The 16,632-nt window shown below is 63.6% G+C and carries 9 protein-coding genes and 2 pseudogenes; 1 reads left to right on the forward strand and 10 read right to left on the reverse strand.

Going from position 1 to position 16,632, the window contains the following annotated elements; all coding sequences use genetic code 11:
* Positions 1-2: 2 nt before the first annotated feature.
* The 7 genes and pseudogenes from N0Q91_RS03060 to N0Q91_RS03090 all read right to left on the reverse strand — a co-directional run bounded on the left by N0Q91_RS03060 (position 3) and on the right by N0Q91_RS03090 (position 11,655).
* Positions 3-1,645: pseudogene (locus N0Q91_RS03060) on the reverse strand (monovalent cation/H+ antiporter subunit D).
* A complete protein-coding gene (locus tag N0Q91_RS03065) occupies positions 1,614-1,961 on the reverse strand; it encodes a Na+/H+ antiporter subunit C (RefSeq protein ID WP_100672859.1) in 348 nt (115 codons plus the stop codon). The pseudogene N0Q91_RS03060 and the gene N0Q91_RS03065 overlap by 32 nt, the downstream one beginning before the upstream one ends.
* Positions 1,961-4,869, reverse strand: a pseudogene (locus N0Q91_RS03070) (monovalent cation/H+ antiporter subunit A). The gene N0Q91_RS03065 and the pseudogene N0Q91_RS03070 overlap by 1 nt, the downstream one beginning before the upstream one ends.
* A gap of 229 nt (positions 4,870-5,098) precedes the next feature.
* Entirely contained in the window at positions 5,099-7,735 is a 2,637-nt protein-coding gene (locus tag N0Q91_RS03075; protein ID WP_275598083.1) for a bifunctional diguanylate cyclase/phosphodiesterase, read from the reverse strand.
* A gap of 154 nt (positions 7,736-7,889) precedes the next feature.
* On the reverse strand, positions 7,890-9,503 hold the full coding sequence (locus N0Q91_RS03080) for a cisplatin damage response ATP-dependent DNA ligase (protein ID WP_275597305.1): 1,614 nt from the start codon (positions 9,501-9,503) through the stop codon (positions 7,890-7,892).
* Between the two features lie 3 nt (positions 9,504-9,506).
* Complete coding sequence (locus tag N0Q91_RS03085; protein WP_275597306.1) at positions 9,507-10,517, reverse strand: ligase-associated DNA damage response exonuclease; 1,011 nt, start codon at positions 10,515-10,517, stop codon at positions 9,507-9,509.
* 184 nt (positions 10,518-10,701) lie between these two features.
* Entirely contained in the window at positions 10,702-11,655 is a 954-nt protein-coding gene (locus N0Q91_RS03090; RefSeq protein WP_275597307.1) for a nucleoside hydrolase, read from the reverse strand.
* A 199-nt stretch (positions 11,656-11,854) separates the two neighbouring features.
* On the opposite strand from N0Q91_RS03090, the gene N0Q91_RS03095 reads away from it, so the two are divergent.
* The gene (locus N0Q91_RS03095; RefSeq protein WP_275597308.1) at positions 11,855-12,475 is read left to right on the forward strand and encodes a hypothetical protein; all 621 of its coding nucleotides are present in this window, start codon (positions 11,855-11,857) and stop codon (positions 12,473-12,475) included.
* A 53-nt stretch (positions 12,476-12,528) separates the two neighbouring features.
* Here N0Q91_RS03095 and lysS read toward each other — a convergent pair whose 3' ends face one another.
* From lysS to N0Q91_RS03110, 3 genes are all read right to left on the reverse strand, one after another.
* Positions 12,529-14,025 carry a lysine--tRNA ligase gene (gene lysS / locus N0Q91_RS03100; protein ID WP_100672864.1) on the reverse strand — a complete coding sequence of 499 codons (1,497 nt, stop codon included), beginning with the start codon at positions 14,023-14,025 and terminating at the stop codon, positions 12,529-12,531.
* Positions 14,026-14,035: 10 nt separating this feature from the next.
* Positions 14,036-15,493, reverse strand: coding sequence for a glutamate--tRNA ligase (gene gltX / locus N0Q91_RS03105; RefSeq protein ID WP_275597309.1), 1,458 nt, complete (start codon positions 15,491-15,493; stop codon positions 14,036-14,038).
* 270 nt (positions 15,494-15,763) lie between these two features.
* Positions 15,764-16,516, reverse strand: coding sequence for a TerC family protein (locus N0Q91_RS03110; RefSeq protein WP_100672866.1), 753 nt, complete (start codon positions 16,514-16,516; stop codon positions 15,764-15,766).
* Positions 16,517-16,632: the final 116 nt, after the last annotated feature.

Consider the following 16,632-nt stretch of genomic DNA (forward strand, 5'->3'; position numbering starts at 1 on the left):
CGCTACTGGCTCCCGGCCCGCGGCGCCGAAAGCACGCGCTCGCTGTGGGTGAGGGGCGCGAGCAGATCGTCAGCCGTCGCCTGCATGTAGCGCATCGCGGGCCCCGCCTGCAGGCTCAGGAAGATGCAGGCTGCGAGCAGGACGACGACCGGCGTGATCTCGATCACCACGACCCGCGGGATCGTACCCTCGATCGACGCCCAGAACGTTCGGATGCCGATGCGGTTCATCGCGATCATGGCAGCGAGCCCGGACAGGATGAGGAGAGTGACATAGGTCCAGTCGGCGGCGGATATCGCGGTCGCGAGCTCGGCGCCCGGCATGTCGAAGAGGCCGCTGATGAGCGCGAATTTGGCGATGAAGCCGGAGAAAGGCGGCAGGCCGGCGAGCAGCAGGGCACAGAGGCAGAAGCAGAGGCCGAGAACGGCCATCGTGCCGGGGATGGCGACGCCGACCTCTTCCTCCTCCTCGTCCTCGTCAAAATCGCCATAGGCTTCCATCGTCACGGCCAGAACGTCGGCGCCGGCGTCCCGGCCGCGTTCGACGAGCTCGATCAACAGGAAGAAGGCCCCGATCGTCAGTGTCGAGCTGACCAGATAGAAGAGTGCGCCGGCGAGCATTCCGTCGTGGCCGAGGCCGACCGCGGCGAGCAGGGTCCCCGAGGATACGAGAACGGAGTAGCCCGCAAGACGGCCCATCGCCTGCGAGGCGAGCACGCCGATACCGCCGAAGGCGATCGTCAGCATTCCCCGGTGACGAGCCAGTCCTGGCCGAAACCGGACGATGTGCCCGCCGCGGTGCCGAAGACGAGCAGATGCAGGCGGATGATGACGTAGATGCCGACTTTGGTCAGGACCGCGAAGACGCCTGCGACCGGCGGCGTCGCCGCGGCATAGGCCGTGGGCAGCCAGAAGCTGAGCGGCCACATGCCCGCCTTGACGAGAAAGGCGACGCCGAGGATGGCCGAGCCCATTTCGACGAGTGTTCTGCTTCTCGGTTCGAGGGCTGCGAGCTTCGTCGCGAGGTCGGCCATGTTGAGCGTGCCGGCGGCGCCGTAGATCAGGCTGACGCCGATCAGGAACAGCGCCGAGGCGGCGAGGTTGACGGCGATATAATGCAGCCCCGCCTTCACGCGCAGCGGACCGGAGCCGTGCAGGAGCAGGCCGTAGGAGGCGGCCAGCATCATTTCGAAAAAGACGAAGAGATTGAAGAGGTCGCCCGTGAGAAAGGCGCCGTTGAGACCGGCTACGAGAAGCTGGAAAAGCGAATGGAAGTGATGCCCGGCCGTGTGCCACCGCGCCATGGAATAGGCCTGCGCGGCGAGTGCAAGGCCGCTCGTCAGGCACAGCATCAGGGCCGACAGGCGGTCGAGCACGAGGACGATCCCGAAGGGGGCGGGCCAATTGCCGAGCTGATAGACCCCTGATCCGGGCAGGCTGCCGGTGCCGGCCGCGGCAAGTCGCATGAGGATCATCGAGAGGATGAAGACGACGAGCGTGGACGCGAAGCCGATGGCCCCCTTCAATGTGCGGTCGCGCTCGTTGATCGGGATCAGCACCGCAGCCACGGCAAGCGGCAGGAGGATCGGCAGGATGAGAAGATGATCGAGCCAATCAGTCACCGCGCTGCTCCCTTCCGTCCACATGGTCGGTTCCGGTGAAGCCGCGGGAGGCGAGCAGCACCACGAGGAAAAGTGCGGTCATGGCGAAGCCGATGACGATCGCCGTCAGCACCAGTGCCTGCGGCACCGGGTCGGTATAGCGGGCGAGATCGCCGACGCCGCCGGGATCGAGGATCGGAGGGCCGTTCACCCGCAACCGGCCCATGCCGAAGATGAAGAGATTGACGGCGAAGGAGAGCAGCGAAAGCCCGATGATCACCTGGTATGTTCGCGGCCTCAGGAGAAGATAGACGCCCGATGCGGTCAGCGTGCCGATCCCGGCCGAAAGAATGAGTTCCATTAGCGTGCCGCCTCCTTGTCCGAGCGTGCGGCCTTCGCATGCGCACGCGGCGCACGGACCGACTGGTGCGCCAGCGCGATGAGGATGAGAACGGTGGCGCCGAGCACCAGCGAGAAGACGCCGAGGTCGAAGAGGATCGCGCTTGCGAGCGGAAACTTGCCGACGACCGGCAGGCTTGCATATTGCGCGTGGGAGGTGAGGAAGGGATAGCCGAAGAACCAGGACCCGACGCCCGTGGCCGTCGCGACCAGCAGGCCGATGCTCATCCAGCGAAGCGGATGGATGCGGAGCCGTTCCTCGACCCAGCGGGTTCCGCCGGACATATATTGCAGGATAAAGCCGATCGACATGGCGATGCCGGCGGCAAAGCCGCCCCCGGCAGATCATGTCCGCGCAGGAAGAGAAAGGCCGCGAGCATTCCTGTGACCGGAAACATCCAGCGCATGATCACTGCCGGGATGAAGAGATATTCGGCGACGCTGTCGCCGGCGGCGCGGTCGGGATGATCGTCGTCGAAGGCGTTCTGCACCCTTTGCTGCTCCGGCGTCTCCAGGCTGTCGGACTGGGGGCGGAAGCGCAGGAGAAGCGCGAAGACCGTGAGCGCGACGATGCAGAGCACGGCGATCTCGCCAAGCGTATCGAAGCCGCGGAAATCGACGAGGATGACGTTGACGACATTTGTGCCGCCGCCCTCCCGATAGGCGCGCTCGAGAAAATAGCTGGCAATGGTTTCGGGGAGGGGCCGCGTCATCACCGTGTAGGCGATGAGCATCATTCCCCCGCCGGCGCCGATCGCCAGCAGCAGGTCGCGCAAGCGTCTCAGGCGGACCCTGATCGAGATGTCCTCCGCCGCCATCGGCTCCTCGATGCGCTTCGGAAGCCAGCGCAATCCGAGCAGAATGAGCACGGTGGTGACGATCTCCACGAGGAGCTGCGTGACCGCAAGATCGGGTGCGGAAAGCCAGACGAAGGTGATGCAGGTGACGAGCCCTGCTCCGCCGAGGAGGACCAGCGAGGCGAGACGGTGGAATTTCGCCTGATAGGCGGAGCCGATGGCGCAGGCGATGCCTATCGCCCAAAGCAGGGCAAAGGCGGGATCGATGCCGCGGATCACGAGCGGCGGCAGTTCGAAATTGCCGAGAAGAAGCGGCGATGCCCCTGCCGCAAGCGCCAGAAAGACGAGGAGACGCATCTGCGGCTGGAGGCGACGCGTGCCGAGCCGCTGTTCGAGCCATCGGGCCCACTTCCAGGAAAGCGTTACCAGCACGCGCTCGAAAATGCGCTGCCCCTGGAGCAGGCGGAAGACCGGCGGACCCTCGACGGCCGTCGCCAGATAGGAGCGCATCAGGAAGTAAAGGCCGATGCCGCCCGAAAGCGCGACGAAGCTCATGATCAGCGGAATGTTCCAGCCGTGCCAGACCGAAAGGCTGTAATCGGGCGTTCCCTCGCGCAGGACCGAGAGAACGGCCGTGTGAAGGAAGGGACCGATCGTCTGGGCGGGAATAATACCGACGACCAGACAGGCAAGAACGAGGAAGTCGACCGGCGCCCGCATCCAGCGGGGTGGCTCATGTGGTTTTCTCGGGAGGTCCGCCGGTGGCCGGCCGAAGAAGACGCCGTGGATGAAGCGGAGGGAATAGGTGACTGCAAACATGCCCGCGATCGTCGCCACATAGGGCGTAGCCGTGTCGAGCGGGTTGACGAGATGCGTCTCGATCGCCTCGGCGAAGAACATCTCCTTGGAGAGAAATCCGTTGAGCAGCGGCACGCCGGCCATGGCGGCACTCGCCACCATGGCGAGCGTCGCGGTGATCGGCATGAAGTGGAAAAGCCCGCTCAGCCTGCGCATGTCGCGGGTGCCGCTTTCGTGGTCGATGATGCCGGCCGCCATGAAGAGGGAGGCCTTGAAGGTCGCGTGGTTGACGATATGAAAGACCGCGGCGACGGCCGCCAGCGGACTGCCGAGGCTCAGGAGAACGGTGATGAGCCCGAGATGACTGATCGTCGAATAGGCGAGGAGTCCTTTCAGATCCTGCTGAAAAATCGCGAAATAGGCGCCGAGCAGGAGCGTTGTGAGGCCCGCAAGGCCCACGATCCAGAACCAAGCATCCGTGCCGGCCATCACCGGCCAGAACCGCACGAGCAGGAAGACGCCGGCCTTCACCATCGTCGCCGAATGCAGATAGGCCGAAACCGGCGTCGGGGCCGCCATCGCGTGCGGCAGCCAGAAATGGAAGGGGAACTGGGCGCTCTTCGTCAACGCCCCGAGCAGGACGAGGACAAGTACCGTGCCATAGAGCGGATGGTTGCGGATCGCGTCGCCCGAGGCGAGAACCGCGTCGAGTTCGTAGCTGCCGACGATCTTGCCGATGAGTATCAGGCCGACGAACATGGCGAGGCCGCCCACGCCGGTAATCGTCAGCGCCATGCGGGCGCCGTCGCGGGCGTGTGCGTTATGGTGCCAATAGCCGATCAGCAGGAAGGAGACGATGCTGGTCAGCTCCCAGAAGACGGCGAGCAGAATGAGGTTGCCGGAAAGAACGACGCCCAGCATCGATCCCATGAAGGCGAGGAACAGCGCGAAAAAGCGCGGGACCGGGTCCTCCTCGGCCATATAGTAGCGGGCATAAAGGACGACGAGAACGCCGATCGCCGTGATCAGTGCCGAAAACAGCCAGGCGAAGCCGTCCATCCGGAGGGTGAAGTTCAGCCCGAGTTGCGGAACCCAGTCGATCCGGTAATGGAGGACGCCGCCCGAGGCGACGTAGGGGTAGAGGCCGGCGGTCACCAGGAAGCAGACAAGCGCGATCGCACCTGCGAACCAGGAAATCGCACCGCGCTGATCGGACGGGAAGAAGATTGCAATGAGGCTTCCCGCGAAGGGGACAAGAATGAAAACAGAAAGCAATTTCTCCGCGTATTCGATCGTTTATCTCCTTCCGAGTGTATTGGAGGTCGGGACTTCGGTCCCCCGAGGACTGACGCCGGACGGGTCACGCGGACGAGTTCCGCGCGTTCGCATCAGCGGCAGGAGGCATATGTTTTTATGACTATTTTCCGGACGGCTGCCAAGCCTTAGCAGCAAGAAAATGCCGCGTATGTGCAGTCCGCCTCTGAAAGCGGGGTCCGGATCCCGGTCAAGCGGCGCACCACCGCCGCTCGAAGACGAAAGTGGCAAGATCGTTGGCGTTCATCGGCCGGGCGAAGGCGTAGCCCTGCAGACCATGGCATTCCATTTCCTTGAGGATGCGGGCGTGCTCGAGCGTTTCGACACCTTCGGCGATCACTTCGATCCCGAGCGATGTGCCGATGTCGATAATCGATGCCACCAGCCGGCGCTCCGCCGGAGAGGCGAGAATAGGCAGCACCAGTTGCCGATCTATCTTCAGGCGGCGTGGCGTCAGCTTCAGCAGGCTCAGGATCGAGGCATAGCCGGTACCGAAGTCGTCGATCTCGATGTCTATGCCGAGTTCCTTGATGCGCCGGATGTTGGACATGACCGTCACATCGTTCTCGTCGAAGGAAATCGATTCGAGCAGTTCGAAGGAAAGCCGCCCCTCGGGTATGGAAAGCTCCTCCAGCCGGTCGATCAGTCCCTCGTCTCTCAGGCGCGGATAGGAGAGATTGACCGACACCTTCGGCACGTAGATCCCGTTTGCCTCCCAGCGATAGATCTGAAAGAGCGCCTGTTCGAGAATCTTCTGATCGATCGCCGCGACGACATTGATGTCCTCCGCCGTCTTGAGAAAGGCGTGCGGGCCGAGGAGCCCCTTGGTGGGATGATCCCATCGTGCGAGTGCCTCGACGCCGATGATGTCGAGCGAGCTCGGACAGAACTGCGGCTGGAAATACGCGACGAATTCGTTCTGCTCGAGACCGCGCAGGATCTCGTCGGCCGTCTGTTTCGTCTGGAGCACGGCGGTCTTAAGCGCACCCGTAAAGGTCTCTTGCCGGTTGCGGCCCCGGCGCTTGGCCTCGTAGAGGGCGATATCGGCGTTGACCAGTACCTGGGAAAGGTCATCCGTCGCATCGGTTTGAGCGGCAATCCCGATGCTCACGCCTATGCGGCATTCCTGATCTTCGTACCGCACCGGAACGCTCATCGCCTCGATCACGCGGGAAGCCAGAGCCGCGTCTTCGTCGCCGCCGCCGCTTGCGCGAATGATGACGAACTCGTCGCCGCCGATCCGGGCGACGAAGTCGTCCTGGCGTGCATTGTCCCGCAAAAGGCTTGCCGCATGCTTCAGGATTTCGTCTCCGGCTGCATGGCCCATCGTGTCGTTGATCTGCTTGAAACGGTCGAGATCGATATGGAAGATGCTGATCTTCGCATTTGCGTCGGCCCGCCGGCTGCGGTCGAAGAGAATCTGGTCCAGGAAGCGGCGATTGGGCAGACCGGTCAATGGATCGTGCAGCGCGTTGAATTCCATGCGATGGCGTGCCGCCTCCAACTCGGCACTGTGAGCTTCCGCGAGACGTTTGGCCTCCGACAGCGTCGCGCGTGTCTTCACGTCGGCCGTCACGTCCCAGTTGACGCCGACGATCTTCCTGTTGCCGTTCGTTCCGGCATAGGTCGAGCCGATTGCACGGACGTGGCGGACTTCCCCACCCGGGAGGCGGATGCGGAATTCCGTGTTGTATGCGCCGCCCGTGGCGAGCGTTTCGGCGAATTCCGCCTCGGCACGGGCGAGATCGTCGGGATGAAGCGTGTTCCGCCAGTCCTCGTAGACCGCGCGCATCGACGATCCGATGCCGTAGAGCTCCTTCATGCGGCTGTCCCACAGGAGCGTGCCGCTGTCGACGTCGAGCTCCCATATGCCGATCTTCGAAGTGTCGAGCGCGATCCTCAGCCGGTGCGAAAGCTCCTGAAGCTGATCCTTGCTCTGCCTCAATGCGCGAAAGTTCGCCTGCCTCTCGGCCATGAGGCGGCCGGCGACGATCATCGGAGCGACGATCATCAGGCCGCCGAATATGATGAGGAAGCGGACCTGCCACGCATTCTGCGGTGTCGTCGGCCAACCGCCTTTGGGGATCGCGGCCATGCGCCAGGAACCGCCGGGCAAGGATACGCTCATCTCGACAGGGGCGCTTTCGAAGATTGCCGGGTCGCCGAAGAAATGCGGGCCGCCGCGCCCCGTGCCGTCGCGGCCGGCAATGGCGATGTCGATGTCGAGCGCCGGCGATGAAAGGCCACTGTCGCGATAAAGGCGATCGACATCGATCACCGCTGATACAACGCCCCAGAAGCGCCTGCCACCTTCCGGACCGGTGGTTACGGGGAAGCGGCCGATCAGCCCGCGACCGCCTTGCACGAGGTCGACAGGGCCCGCGAGCACCATCTCTCCGGATGCCACTGCGCGCATGACGGAACTGCGTTGTTTGTCGTTCGCGCGGTAATCGAGACCGATCGCCTTCTCATTGCCCGTCAGCGGGTAGACCATCGCGACCACCAGTTCGGGCGCGGCGGCGATGTTGCGAAGCTGCGAGCCGCCGCTGAAGACGCTGCGTGCGAGCTCTCCGAAGCGCTGCTGCTGCATGTCGGGTTCAGTCTCGATCGTGGCGATCAGGCCCCGGACCAGCTGAATATTGCCGTTGACGCTGCTCTCGAGGCTCGAGCGTATCGGGTTGAGCGCGTCGGCAACCTCGGAGCGCAGCCGGGCCTCCGAAACGATCCGGTTCTGATTGTCGGCGAGAACCCCGGCGGCGACTACCACAACGGCCGCGATGAGGGCCGGAAGGTAGCTGGGGGTGAGAAAGCGCGACAGACGGGACATGGCATGATGCGGCTTCAAAAGAGCAATTCCAGGACGTGGCCCACAGGGGGGCGGGGACGGCATGCAGCAAGCCCGGATAATTCCAGACTCTCCTTAACAAACCTTCATTCGGGGTTTCTGAAATAACTTGCGGTAACGCGTGGTCGCAAGCGCTTCAGCGTTGCGTTCCGATCATCGCCTGCAGTGTTTCGAGCCTGTCGGCATCGCGAGGCAGCTTGTCGGGTCTGAGGCGTGCGATCCGCGGAAAGCGCATGGCGACCCCGGATTTGTGGCGCGTGGAGCGGTTGAGGCCTTCAAAGGCAACCTCGACGACGAAGCCGCTGTCGGGTTCGGCGCGCACCGCGCGCACGGGGCCGAAGCGTTCGACCGTATTGTCGCGCACGAACCGGTCGAGGACCTCCAGTTCGGCATCGGTGAAGCCGAAATAGGCCTTGCCGACGGGAACGAGGCTCGTCCCGTCTTCACCCTGCGCCCAGACGCCGAAGGTGAAATCGGAGTAATAGCTGGACCGCTTGCCATGGCCGCGCTGGGCATACATCAGCACGGCGTCGATATTGAAGGGCGCCCGCTTCCACTTGAACCAGGGCCCCTTGGCCCGTCCGGCCATATAGGGCGAATCCAGCCGTTTCAGCATGACGCCTTCGATCACCGGATCGGGCGGGTTGGAGCGCAGCTCGTCAAGCTCCTTCCAGCTTGAAAAGCCGACGAGCGGCGAGAGATCGAAATGCTGCGGCGAGGCCGCTTCGATCAGCGCCGACAGCGCCTCGCGGCGGAGGTGAAAGGGCTCGGGCCTGATATCGCGCTCGCCTGAAAAGAGAATATCGTAGGCACGGATGAAGGCCGGAAACTCGTCCATCAGCTTGCGACTGACGGTCTTGCGGTTCAGCCTTTGCTGCAGGTCGGCGAATGTCGCGGTGGCGCGGTTGCTGCGCATCGTTCCGCCGACCAGAAGCTCGCCATCGATGACGCCGGTGATATCGGCAGCCTCGATGATCTCGGGAAAGGCGGAGGATATCTCGTCGCCGCTGCGTGAGTAGAGGCGTCGAGTCCCGCCGACATTGGCGAGCTGGACGCGGATGCCGTCCCACTTCCACTCGGCCGCGAAGTCGGCCGGGTCGAGCCCCTCCAGATCGCCCTCTCCGACCGCTGTCGCGAGCATCACCGAATGAAAGACCGCAGGTGTCTTGAGCACCGGCATCTCCGCCTCACCGGTGAGCCAGAGGAAAAGCGGCAGGTATGGCGGCTCCAATCCGTGCCAGAGCGTTTCGATCTCGCTCACCTCCTTGCCGCCCATCTCCGCAAGCGCCTGCTTTGCGAGCCGCGCCGAGACCCCGATCCGCAAGCCTCCTGTCGCGAGCTTGAGGAGTGCGAAGCGGCCGGAGGTGTCGAGCCGGTCCAGAAGGTCGCGGACGAGCGAGCGAACCTCGGAGCGGCCGGCCCGCTGCAGCCGCTCGACAACCTCGCCGAGCGGAATGTCCTCGGGGGCGACGTGCGGCGGCGGCTCCCAGGCGAGGGAGACCGTTTCCGCGAGGTCGCCGACATAGTCGTAGGAATAGTGGAACAGCACGTCGTCCATGCGCTCGAGCAACAGGTCGCGAATGAGGGCCGGCTTTACCGTGTTGAGCGAGAGCGTGCCCGCGATCGCGGCCAGCGCGTAGCCGCGGCTCGGATCGGGTGCGCCGCGGAAATAGTCGACGAGCAACCGAATCTTGCCGTTTCGCTGCGGCGTCAGCACGAGCCGGTCGAGCAATTCGGCGAATGCTCTCATCGCTCACTCTCCCTCATCGTCGTAGCCGACAAGGTGCAATGGCCGGGCGGGTATGCCCTGTAACTGGCACCAGCGGACCAGCGCCTCCTCACGGCCATGCGTCACCCAGACTTCGGCAGGCGCGATTTCGCGGATCGTGGCCGTGAGCTCGGCCCAGTCGCAATGATCGGAGATGACGAGCGGCAACTCGACGCCGCGCTGCTTGGCGCGCTGTCGGATGAGCATCCAGCCGGAGGCGAAGATGGCGAGCGGATCGGCGAAACGGCGCGCCCATCGCTCGGCAAAAGCCGCCGGAGGCCCGAGGACGATAGCGCCGGCGAGGTCCTGCCGGTTTTCCTGGCCGAGCGTTGCCGGACGGATATCGCCGAGATCGATGCCCTGGCTCTGGTAATATTCGCACAGCCTGGCGAGTGCGCCATGGATGTGGATAGGTGCGTCGTAGCCCTGCTGGCGTATGAGCGCGATGAGGCGTTGTGCCTTGCCGAGGGCGTAGGCGCCGACCACATGCGCACGCTCCGGAAACTGCCGGAGAGACTGGAGGAGCCGCGCGATCTCTCCCTTGTCGTCCGGGTGGTGGAAGACCGGCAGGCCGAAGGTCGCTTCCGTGATGAAGACGTCGCAGGCGACCGGCTCGAACGACGGGCAGGTCGGATCGGGTCGTCGCTTGTAATCGCCGGAAACGACGATCCGCGTCCCGTCTGCCTCGACGGAGATCTGCGCCGAGCCGAGCACATGGCCGGCCGGGTGGAAACGGACGCGCACGCCGCCGACCGAAATCGTCTCGCCGAAGCGCGCGTCTTGGCTCGCGCCGCAGAAGTCGTCACCATAGCGCAGGCGCATGATGTCGAGCGTCTCGCGCGTCGCGAGCACATGGCCATGCCCGGCGCGCGCATGGTCTGAATGTCCGTGGGTGATGAGTGCCCTCTCGACCGGTTGCACCGGGTCGATATAGAAATCCCCGTATTGGCAGTAGAGACCTTTGGGGGCGGGAAAGAGCAAGGCGTCCGGCTTCATACGGATAAAGATAGCCGGCGGCGGCGCATCTGCCAGCTATCTGCAAAAGATTTTCGCCGTAAGGCGGCTGCGGGCCGTCCGCGGATAAAACCCTTCCCCAGCGCCGGCGTCAGCAAGCGGCAGTGCGACGGGTCAAGCCCCTCCCACTTGTGGGTAGGGGTTGGGGAGGGGCGCTCCCTGGAGGTTAGCTGTCGCCCGCGAGCGTATCGCCGATGAGTTTCAGCACCGCTTCGGCATCGATGTCGATACAGGCCTGCTGGCTTGGGAAGCCGTCCCAGGCGTTCGGGGGAAACAGTCGCCCATCCGGCTTTTGAACGGTCTGGCCGTCGGCGATGCCGCCGCAAAGGACCCGGATGGCGCCGCCACGGGTCTGAAAGAATTGGGGCGCGACGACATAGGCGCAGGCGCAGCTGTCGTGCACGATCATGCCGTCATCCACATGGTGCTCGTAGAAGTCGATGTAGAATTGCGAGATGTCGGAAAGAAGCCTCGCCGGTGAACCGCCGCGTTCGGCGATCTCGGAGAGCATGGCGCGGCTCATTACCGTCTTCGTCGTCACGTCGAGACCGATGACGGTCACCGGCCATGGCGCCGTCATCACCACATCGGCCGCTTCCGGGTCGCCGTGGATATTGGCTTCCGCCGCCGGCGTGATGTTGCCGGGAACATCGAAGGCGCCGCCCATGATCACCACCGCCTTGACGAGCGCGGCAATCTCGGGATCGTCGCGCAAGGCGCGCGCCAGGTTGGTCATCCGGCCGACGGCGACGAGCGTCACCTCGCCGGGATTGGCGCGCACGGTGTCGATGATGAAGCGGTGGGCAGGACGAGGGTCGAGCGGCAGGTCCATCTGCGCCGGCACGCCGATATTGCCGAGCCCGTCATCGCCGTGAATGCCCGTCGGCCATTCGACATGCGGCCGGCCGGCATCGAACGTCTCGCCCATGCCCCTGGCAACCGGTGCGGCAATATTCCATGCCCCTTTGAGGAACAACGCATTGCGCGTCGTCGTCTCGATCGAGGCATTGCCGAAGACCGTGGTGATGCCGAGCAGCTCTATGGCCGGGTGACGGTGCAGAAAGAGGAGGGCCATCGCATCGTCGACGCCCGGATCCGTATCGAAAATAACCTTGTGCATACCGCCTCTTCCTGGTTACGGGGGATTCCCGCCTACAGCGACGTTGTGCATGGCGCAATGGACAAGCTGCGGAAGAAAGTCAATCTCTGGCCGCCTGCCGGAGGCCTCCGTTTAAACTTTCCGAAAGGTGGCTCGTCTATCTTCGAAGACGCCTTCGGGCCTTTCTTGCGATCCATTACGACGACAGCGGAGCCATCCCTTGAAGGCCATTCTCAGCAAATTGCGCCCTTCGAAGCGGCTGGTGATCATCCTGTCCGCCGCCTTCGGGGTCTCCGCCGCATCCGGCGGTGCCGCGGTCTATGTCGGTCGCGACAAGATACTGACCCGCTTCGCGGGGCCCTCCGCCTCCGGCCTCGAATGCACCGCGCTCCGGACCTTGAAGCTCGACCACAAGGGGCAGCGGTGGATCCGCATGCATGTTAAGACGGACCGGGCAACCGGGCCGGATCGGATCAGGACCGCCTTGCGCGTCGCAGGCGGCCTCGCCAAAAAGGAGGAGGCCGATCTTTATCAGGTGGTCGTGCTCGATGCGGCAGGTCCGGAGGATCGCGCAGGCGTGCGCGGCTCGGCGATCGGCGCGGAGGTGCTCTTCGCCCCCGGTCCGCGGAGCGTGCCGGGTTTGGATGAGCCCTTCCGTGCCTCCTATAACGAGGCCACGGCCAACGCAGCCGGCAGGTTCCACGGCAAGGTCGTGACGCTCGAACTGGACGACGTCCGCGCCATCATGGCCAAGATGGACGACCGCTCCATGTGCAACGATCCGTCGGCAGCGGGCGATGTCGCGGCCGCTGCGCCGGCCGAGGAGCAGGCGAGTCATTAAGGGAGAGCCCCTCCCCAACCCTCCCCCCGTTGGGGAGGGCCTGCTCCAGGGTATCAATCGGCCTTCTGACGGCGGGCCGGGAAGAGGATGATGTCGCGGATCGACGGCGAGTTGGTGAGCAGCATGATCAGCCGGTCGACACCGATCCCCAATCCCCCGGCCGGCGGCATGCCCTGGTCCATGGCATCGAGGAAGTCCTCGTCCAGCGTCTTTTCCTTCTCGCCACGGGCATGCGCCTGTTCCATCTGCTCGACCATGCGGGCGCGCTGCTCGACCGGGTCGTTGAGCTCGGAAAATGCGTTGCCGATCTCCCAGCCGTTGCAATAGGTCTCGAAGCGCTCGACGAGCCGCGGCTCGCCCGGCACCTCCTTGGCGAAGGGCGAGATGTCCTTCGGGAAGTGGATGACGTGAGCAGGCTGGATCAAGGTCGCTTCGACCTTCTCCTCGAAGAGGAAGGCGAGCACCTCGCCCCAGGTCGCGTCCTTCTCGATCTCGACACCGGCGTCGCGAGCCGCCTGCCGGGCCTCCTCGTCGCTCTTGATCGCAAGGAAATCGATTCCGGTCGCATCCTTGACCGCCGCCGGCATGGAGACGCGCGGGAACGGCCCCTTGAAGGAGAGCTGCTTGTCGCCGAACTCAAATTCCGTCTTGCCGTGAACCGCAAGCGCCAGGGTCTCGAACATGCGTTCCACAAGACCCATCACGTCCTCGTAGTCGGCATAAGCCCAATAGCACTCCATCATGGTGAATTCAGGATTGTGCCGGGTCGAGACGCCTTCGTTGCGGAAGTTGCGGTTGATCTCGAAGACCTTGTCGGTAAGGCCGGAAACGAGAATGCGCTTCAGGTAAAGCTCGGGCGCGATGCGCAGATACATGTCGAGCTTCAGCGTGTTGTGATGCGTCTTGAAGGGCTCGGCCGTCGCGCCGCCATAGATCGGCTGCAGCATCGGAGTCTCGACTTCCATGAAGCCTTCGTCCTCGAGGAATCGGCGCAGGCTCGATACGATGCGGCTTCGCTGCTGGAAGCGCAGCTTCGATTCCTCGTTGACCATGATGTCGAGGTAACGCTTGCGGTAGCGCGTCTCGATGTCGGCAAGCCCGTGATACTTCTCCGGCATCGGCAGGAGCGACTTGCAGAGCATGGTGATCTCTTTGGCGTTGACCGTCAGTTCGCCGCGCTTGGTGCGGCGCACCTCTCCGGTCACCCCGATGATGTCGCCGAGATCGATCATCGGCAGAAGCGCGCGCGCCTCCTCCGGTGCCGTATCCTTGTGCGAAAAGATCTGGATCTTGCCGGAAGCGTCATGAAGATCCATGAACATGCCGGAATTGCGCGAGGAGAAGACGCGGCCGGCAACGGTTACCGTTTCGCCGCTTTCGGTATCGGGCTCCAGCCCGGCATATTTCTCCGCGAGTTCCGAATTGGTGAGCGTACGGTGGAAATGCGCGGGATAAACATCGCCGATCTGCTGGCGCAGCAGGTCGAGCTTCTGGGAGCGCACTTCCGTCGCGTCGGAGGAAAGGCCGGCTGCCTGTGTCTTGTCGGTCATGGTCTCGTCCTTACTTTCCACTGCCCGCCATGGAGGCGACGACCTGCGCGGCGACCTTCAGCCGCTGGCGCACGACCGAACGGCCGAGCAGTTCCATCGAATCGAACAGCGGCAGCGAGCGCTGCGAGCCCGAGCAGGCGACGAAGAGCGGCGCCACCACGGCTTTCAGCTTCTTGCCCATTCGTTCCGCGCTGGCGCGCAGCTCCGTCTCGATCGATTCCTTGTTCCATTCCAGGATCTTTTCGAGATCCGGCTGCACGGTGTTCAGGATTTCGAGCATCTCCTCGGGCGAGGCCTTCACGCCGGCAAAGGCGGCGGGCTGCAGGCCGAGATCCGACTTGAAGAGGAAGGCGGCGAGATCAGGCAGTTCGCCAAGCTTCGAAATGCGGGTCTGAGAGAGCTTCAGACCTTCCTTGAGCCGCTCGTTGTCCATCGCCCAGGCGAGGACGCGGGCTGCGAATTCCTCGTCGGAAAGCTTCTCGCGGATCCAGCGCGCATTCAGCCAGTCGAGCTTCTGGATGTCGAAGATCGCGCCGGCCTTGGACAGGTTTTCCGGATCGAATTTCTCCGCCAGCTCCTCCACCGTCAGCAGTTCTTCGCCTTCGGCGATCTGGATGAAGAACAGGCCGAGGAAGTTCATCAGCGCTTCCGGCAGGTAGCCGAGTGCCGTGTAGTAGGAGATGGAGGTCGGGTTCTTGCGCTTCGACAGTTTCGATTTGTCGGCATTGCGCATCAGCGACAGATGCATGAAGACAGGCGGTTCGAGGCCGAGATACTGGTAGATCAGAATGTGCTTCGGCACCGAGGCGAGCCACTCCTCGCCGCGTGCGACATGGGTGATCTTCATCAGATGGTCGTCCACGACGTTCGCCATGTGATAGGTCGGCATGCCGTCGGCCTTGAGCAGTACCTGCATGTCGACGGCTTCCCACGGGATCTCGACATCGCCATAGACGCCGTCGTGGAACTTGCAGGAGCCCTCGGTCGGGATCTTCATGCGCACGACATGCGGCTCGCCGGCGTCGACGCGCGACGTCACTTCCTCGGCCGAGAGGCTGAGGCAGAGGCCGTCATATTCGGGCGGCTTGCCGGCGGCACGCTGCGCCTCGCGCATCTGCTCCAGCCGCTCGGGCGTGCAGAAACAGCGGAAGCCGTGGCCGTTCGCAACGATCTTCTCGACGTAAGGCTTGTAGATGTCCTTGCGGTCGCTCTGGCGATAGGGGCCGTAGGGGCCGCCGATATCGGGACCTTCCGACCATTCCAGTCCGCACCACCTCAGCGCGTCGAGCACCTTCTTCTCGAATTCCGGCGTCGAGCGCGTCGCATCCGTGTCCTCGATGCGCAGGATGAATTTGCCGCCGTGCTTCTTGGCGAAGAGATAGTTGAAGAGCGCGATATAGGCGGTGCCGACATGCGGCTCGCCGGTGGGGGAAGGTGCGATACGCACCCGGACTGCAGAATCTGCCATTGTCTTTGCCCGTCTTGACGTGCTTTCGGGGCCCTTTGCCGGAGTGCTTTCCAGCTTGCGGGCGCGCATTTTATGGGAAGGAAAGGCCCGCAAGGGTTCCGCACCAGCGGTTTAGCCAGGCAATTCCAGTCGGCAGGCGTGAGACCATAGAAAGCCCTGCATGTCAACGGAAAGCCGCGAGCGGCAATGTCGTCGTCTCGCCGCAGGCCAAGAGCAAAGATCGCGGCGAAGGCCCGCATTGGTGCGATGCGGGCCTGTTGTGTCGCGCTTCTATTTCGTCCTTGCGGCTTGTCGCTTCATGCGCGCGTTGCGGGCGACCATGTTGAGCACCTCGACCAGTGCGGAGAAGGCCATCGCAGCATAGACGTAGCCCTTCGGCACGTGGAAGCCCATGCCTTCGGCGATCAGGGTCGTGCCGATCATCAGGAGGAAGGCCAGCGCCAGCATGACGATCGTCGGATTTCTCTCGATGAAGTTTGCAAGCGGGTTCGCTGCAACCAGCATGACGGTCACGGCGACGACGACGGCGACGACCATGATCGGCAGATGCGGGGTCATGCCGACGGCGGTGATGATGCTGTCGACCGAGAAGACGAGGTCAAGAAGCAGGATCTGGCCGATGGCGGCCGCGAAGCTGTTGATCGCGGAGCTGGCGATGAAATCCTCCTCATGATCGCTCGGATCGACACTGTGATGGATTTCCTTGGTCGCCTTCCACACGAGGAAGAGCCCGCCGGCGATCAGGATCATGTCCTTCCAGGAAAAGCCGTGGCCGAAGGCCTCGAAGACCGGCTGCGTCAGTTTAACGATCCAGGCGATGGTGCCGAGCAGCGCCAGCCGCATGACGAGTGCAAGGCCGATGCCGATGCGCCGGGCGCTGACGCGGTGTTCCGGCGGCAGCTTGTTGGTGAGGATCGAGATGAAAATGAGATTGTCGATGCCGAGGACCACTTCCATGACGATGAGTGTGATGAGGGCGATCCAAGCCTCCGGGCTTTGAGCAAGCGTGAGGATTTCCTGCATCGGCAACTTTTCCTTTTCGAGACACGACAGATGGCGCAGTATTTAGGCATACTTGCGAAAGTCGCAAGCGCCGCCGCGCGTTTCGCGGCGACGTTGTCGGCTCCAGGTGATCGAAA

Origin of the sequence: Sinorhizobium prairiense (assembly GCF_029201645.2) — a bacterium.
Taxonomy (GTDB): Bacteria; Pseudomonadota; Alphaproteobacteria; order Rhizobiales; family Rhizobiaceae; genus Sinorhizobium; species Sinorhizobium meliloti_A.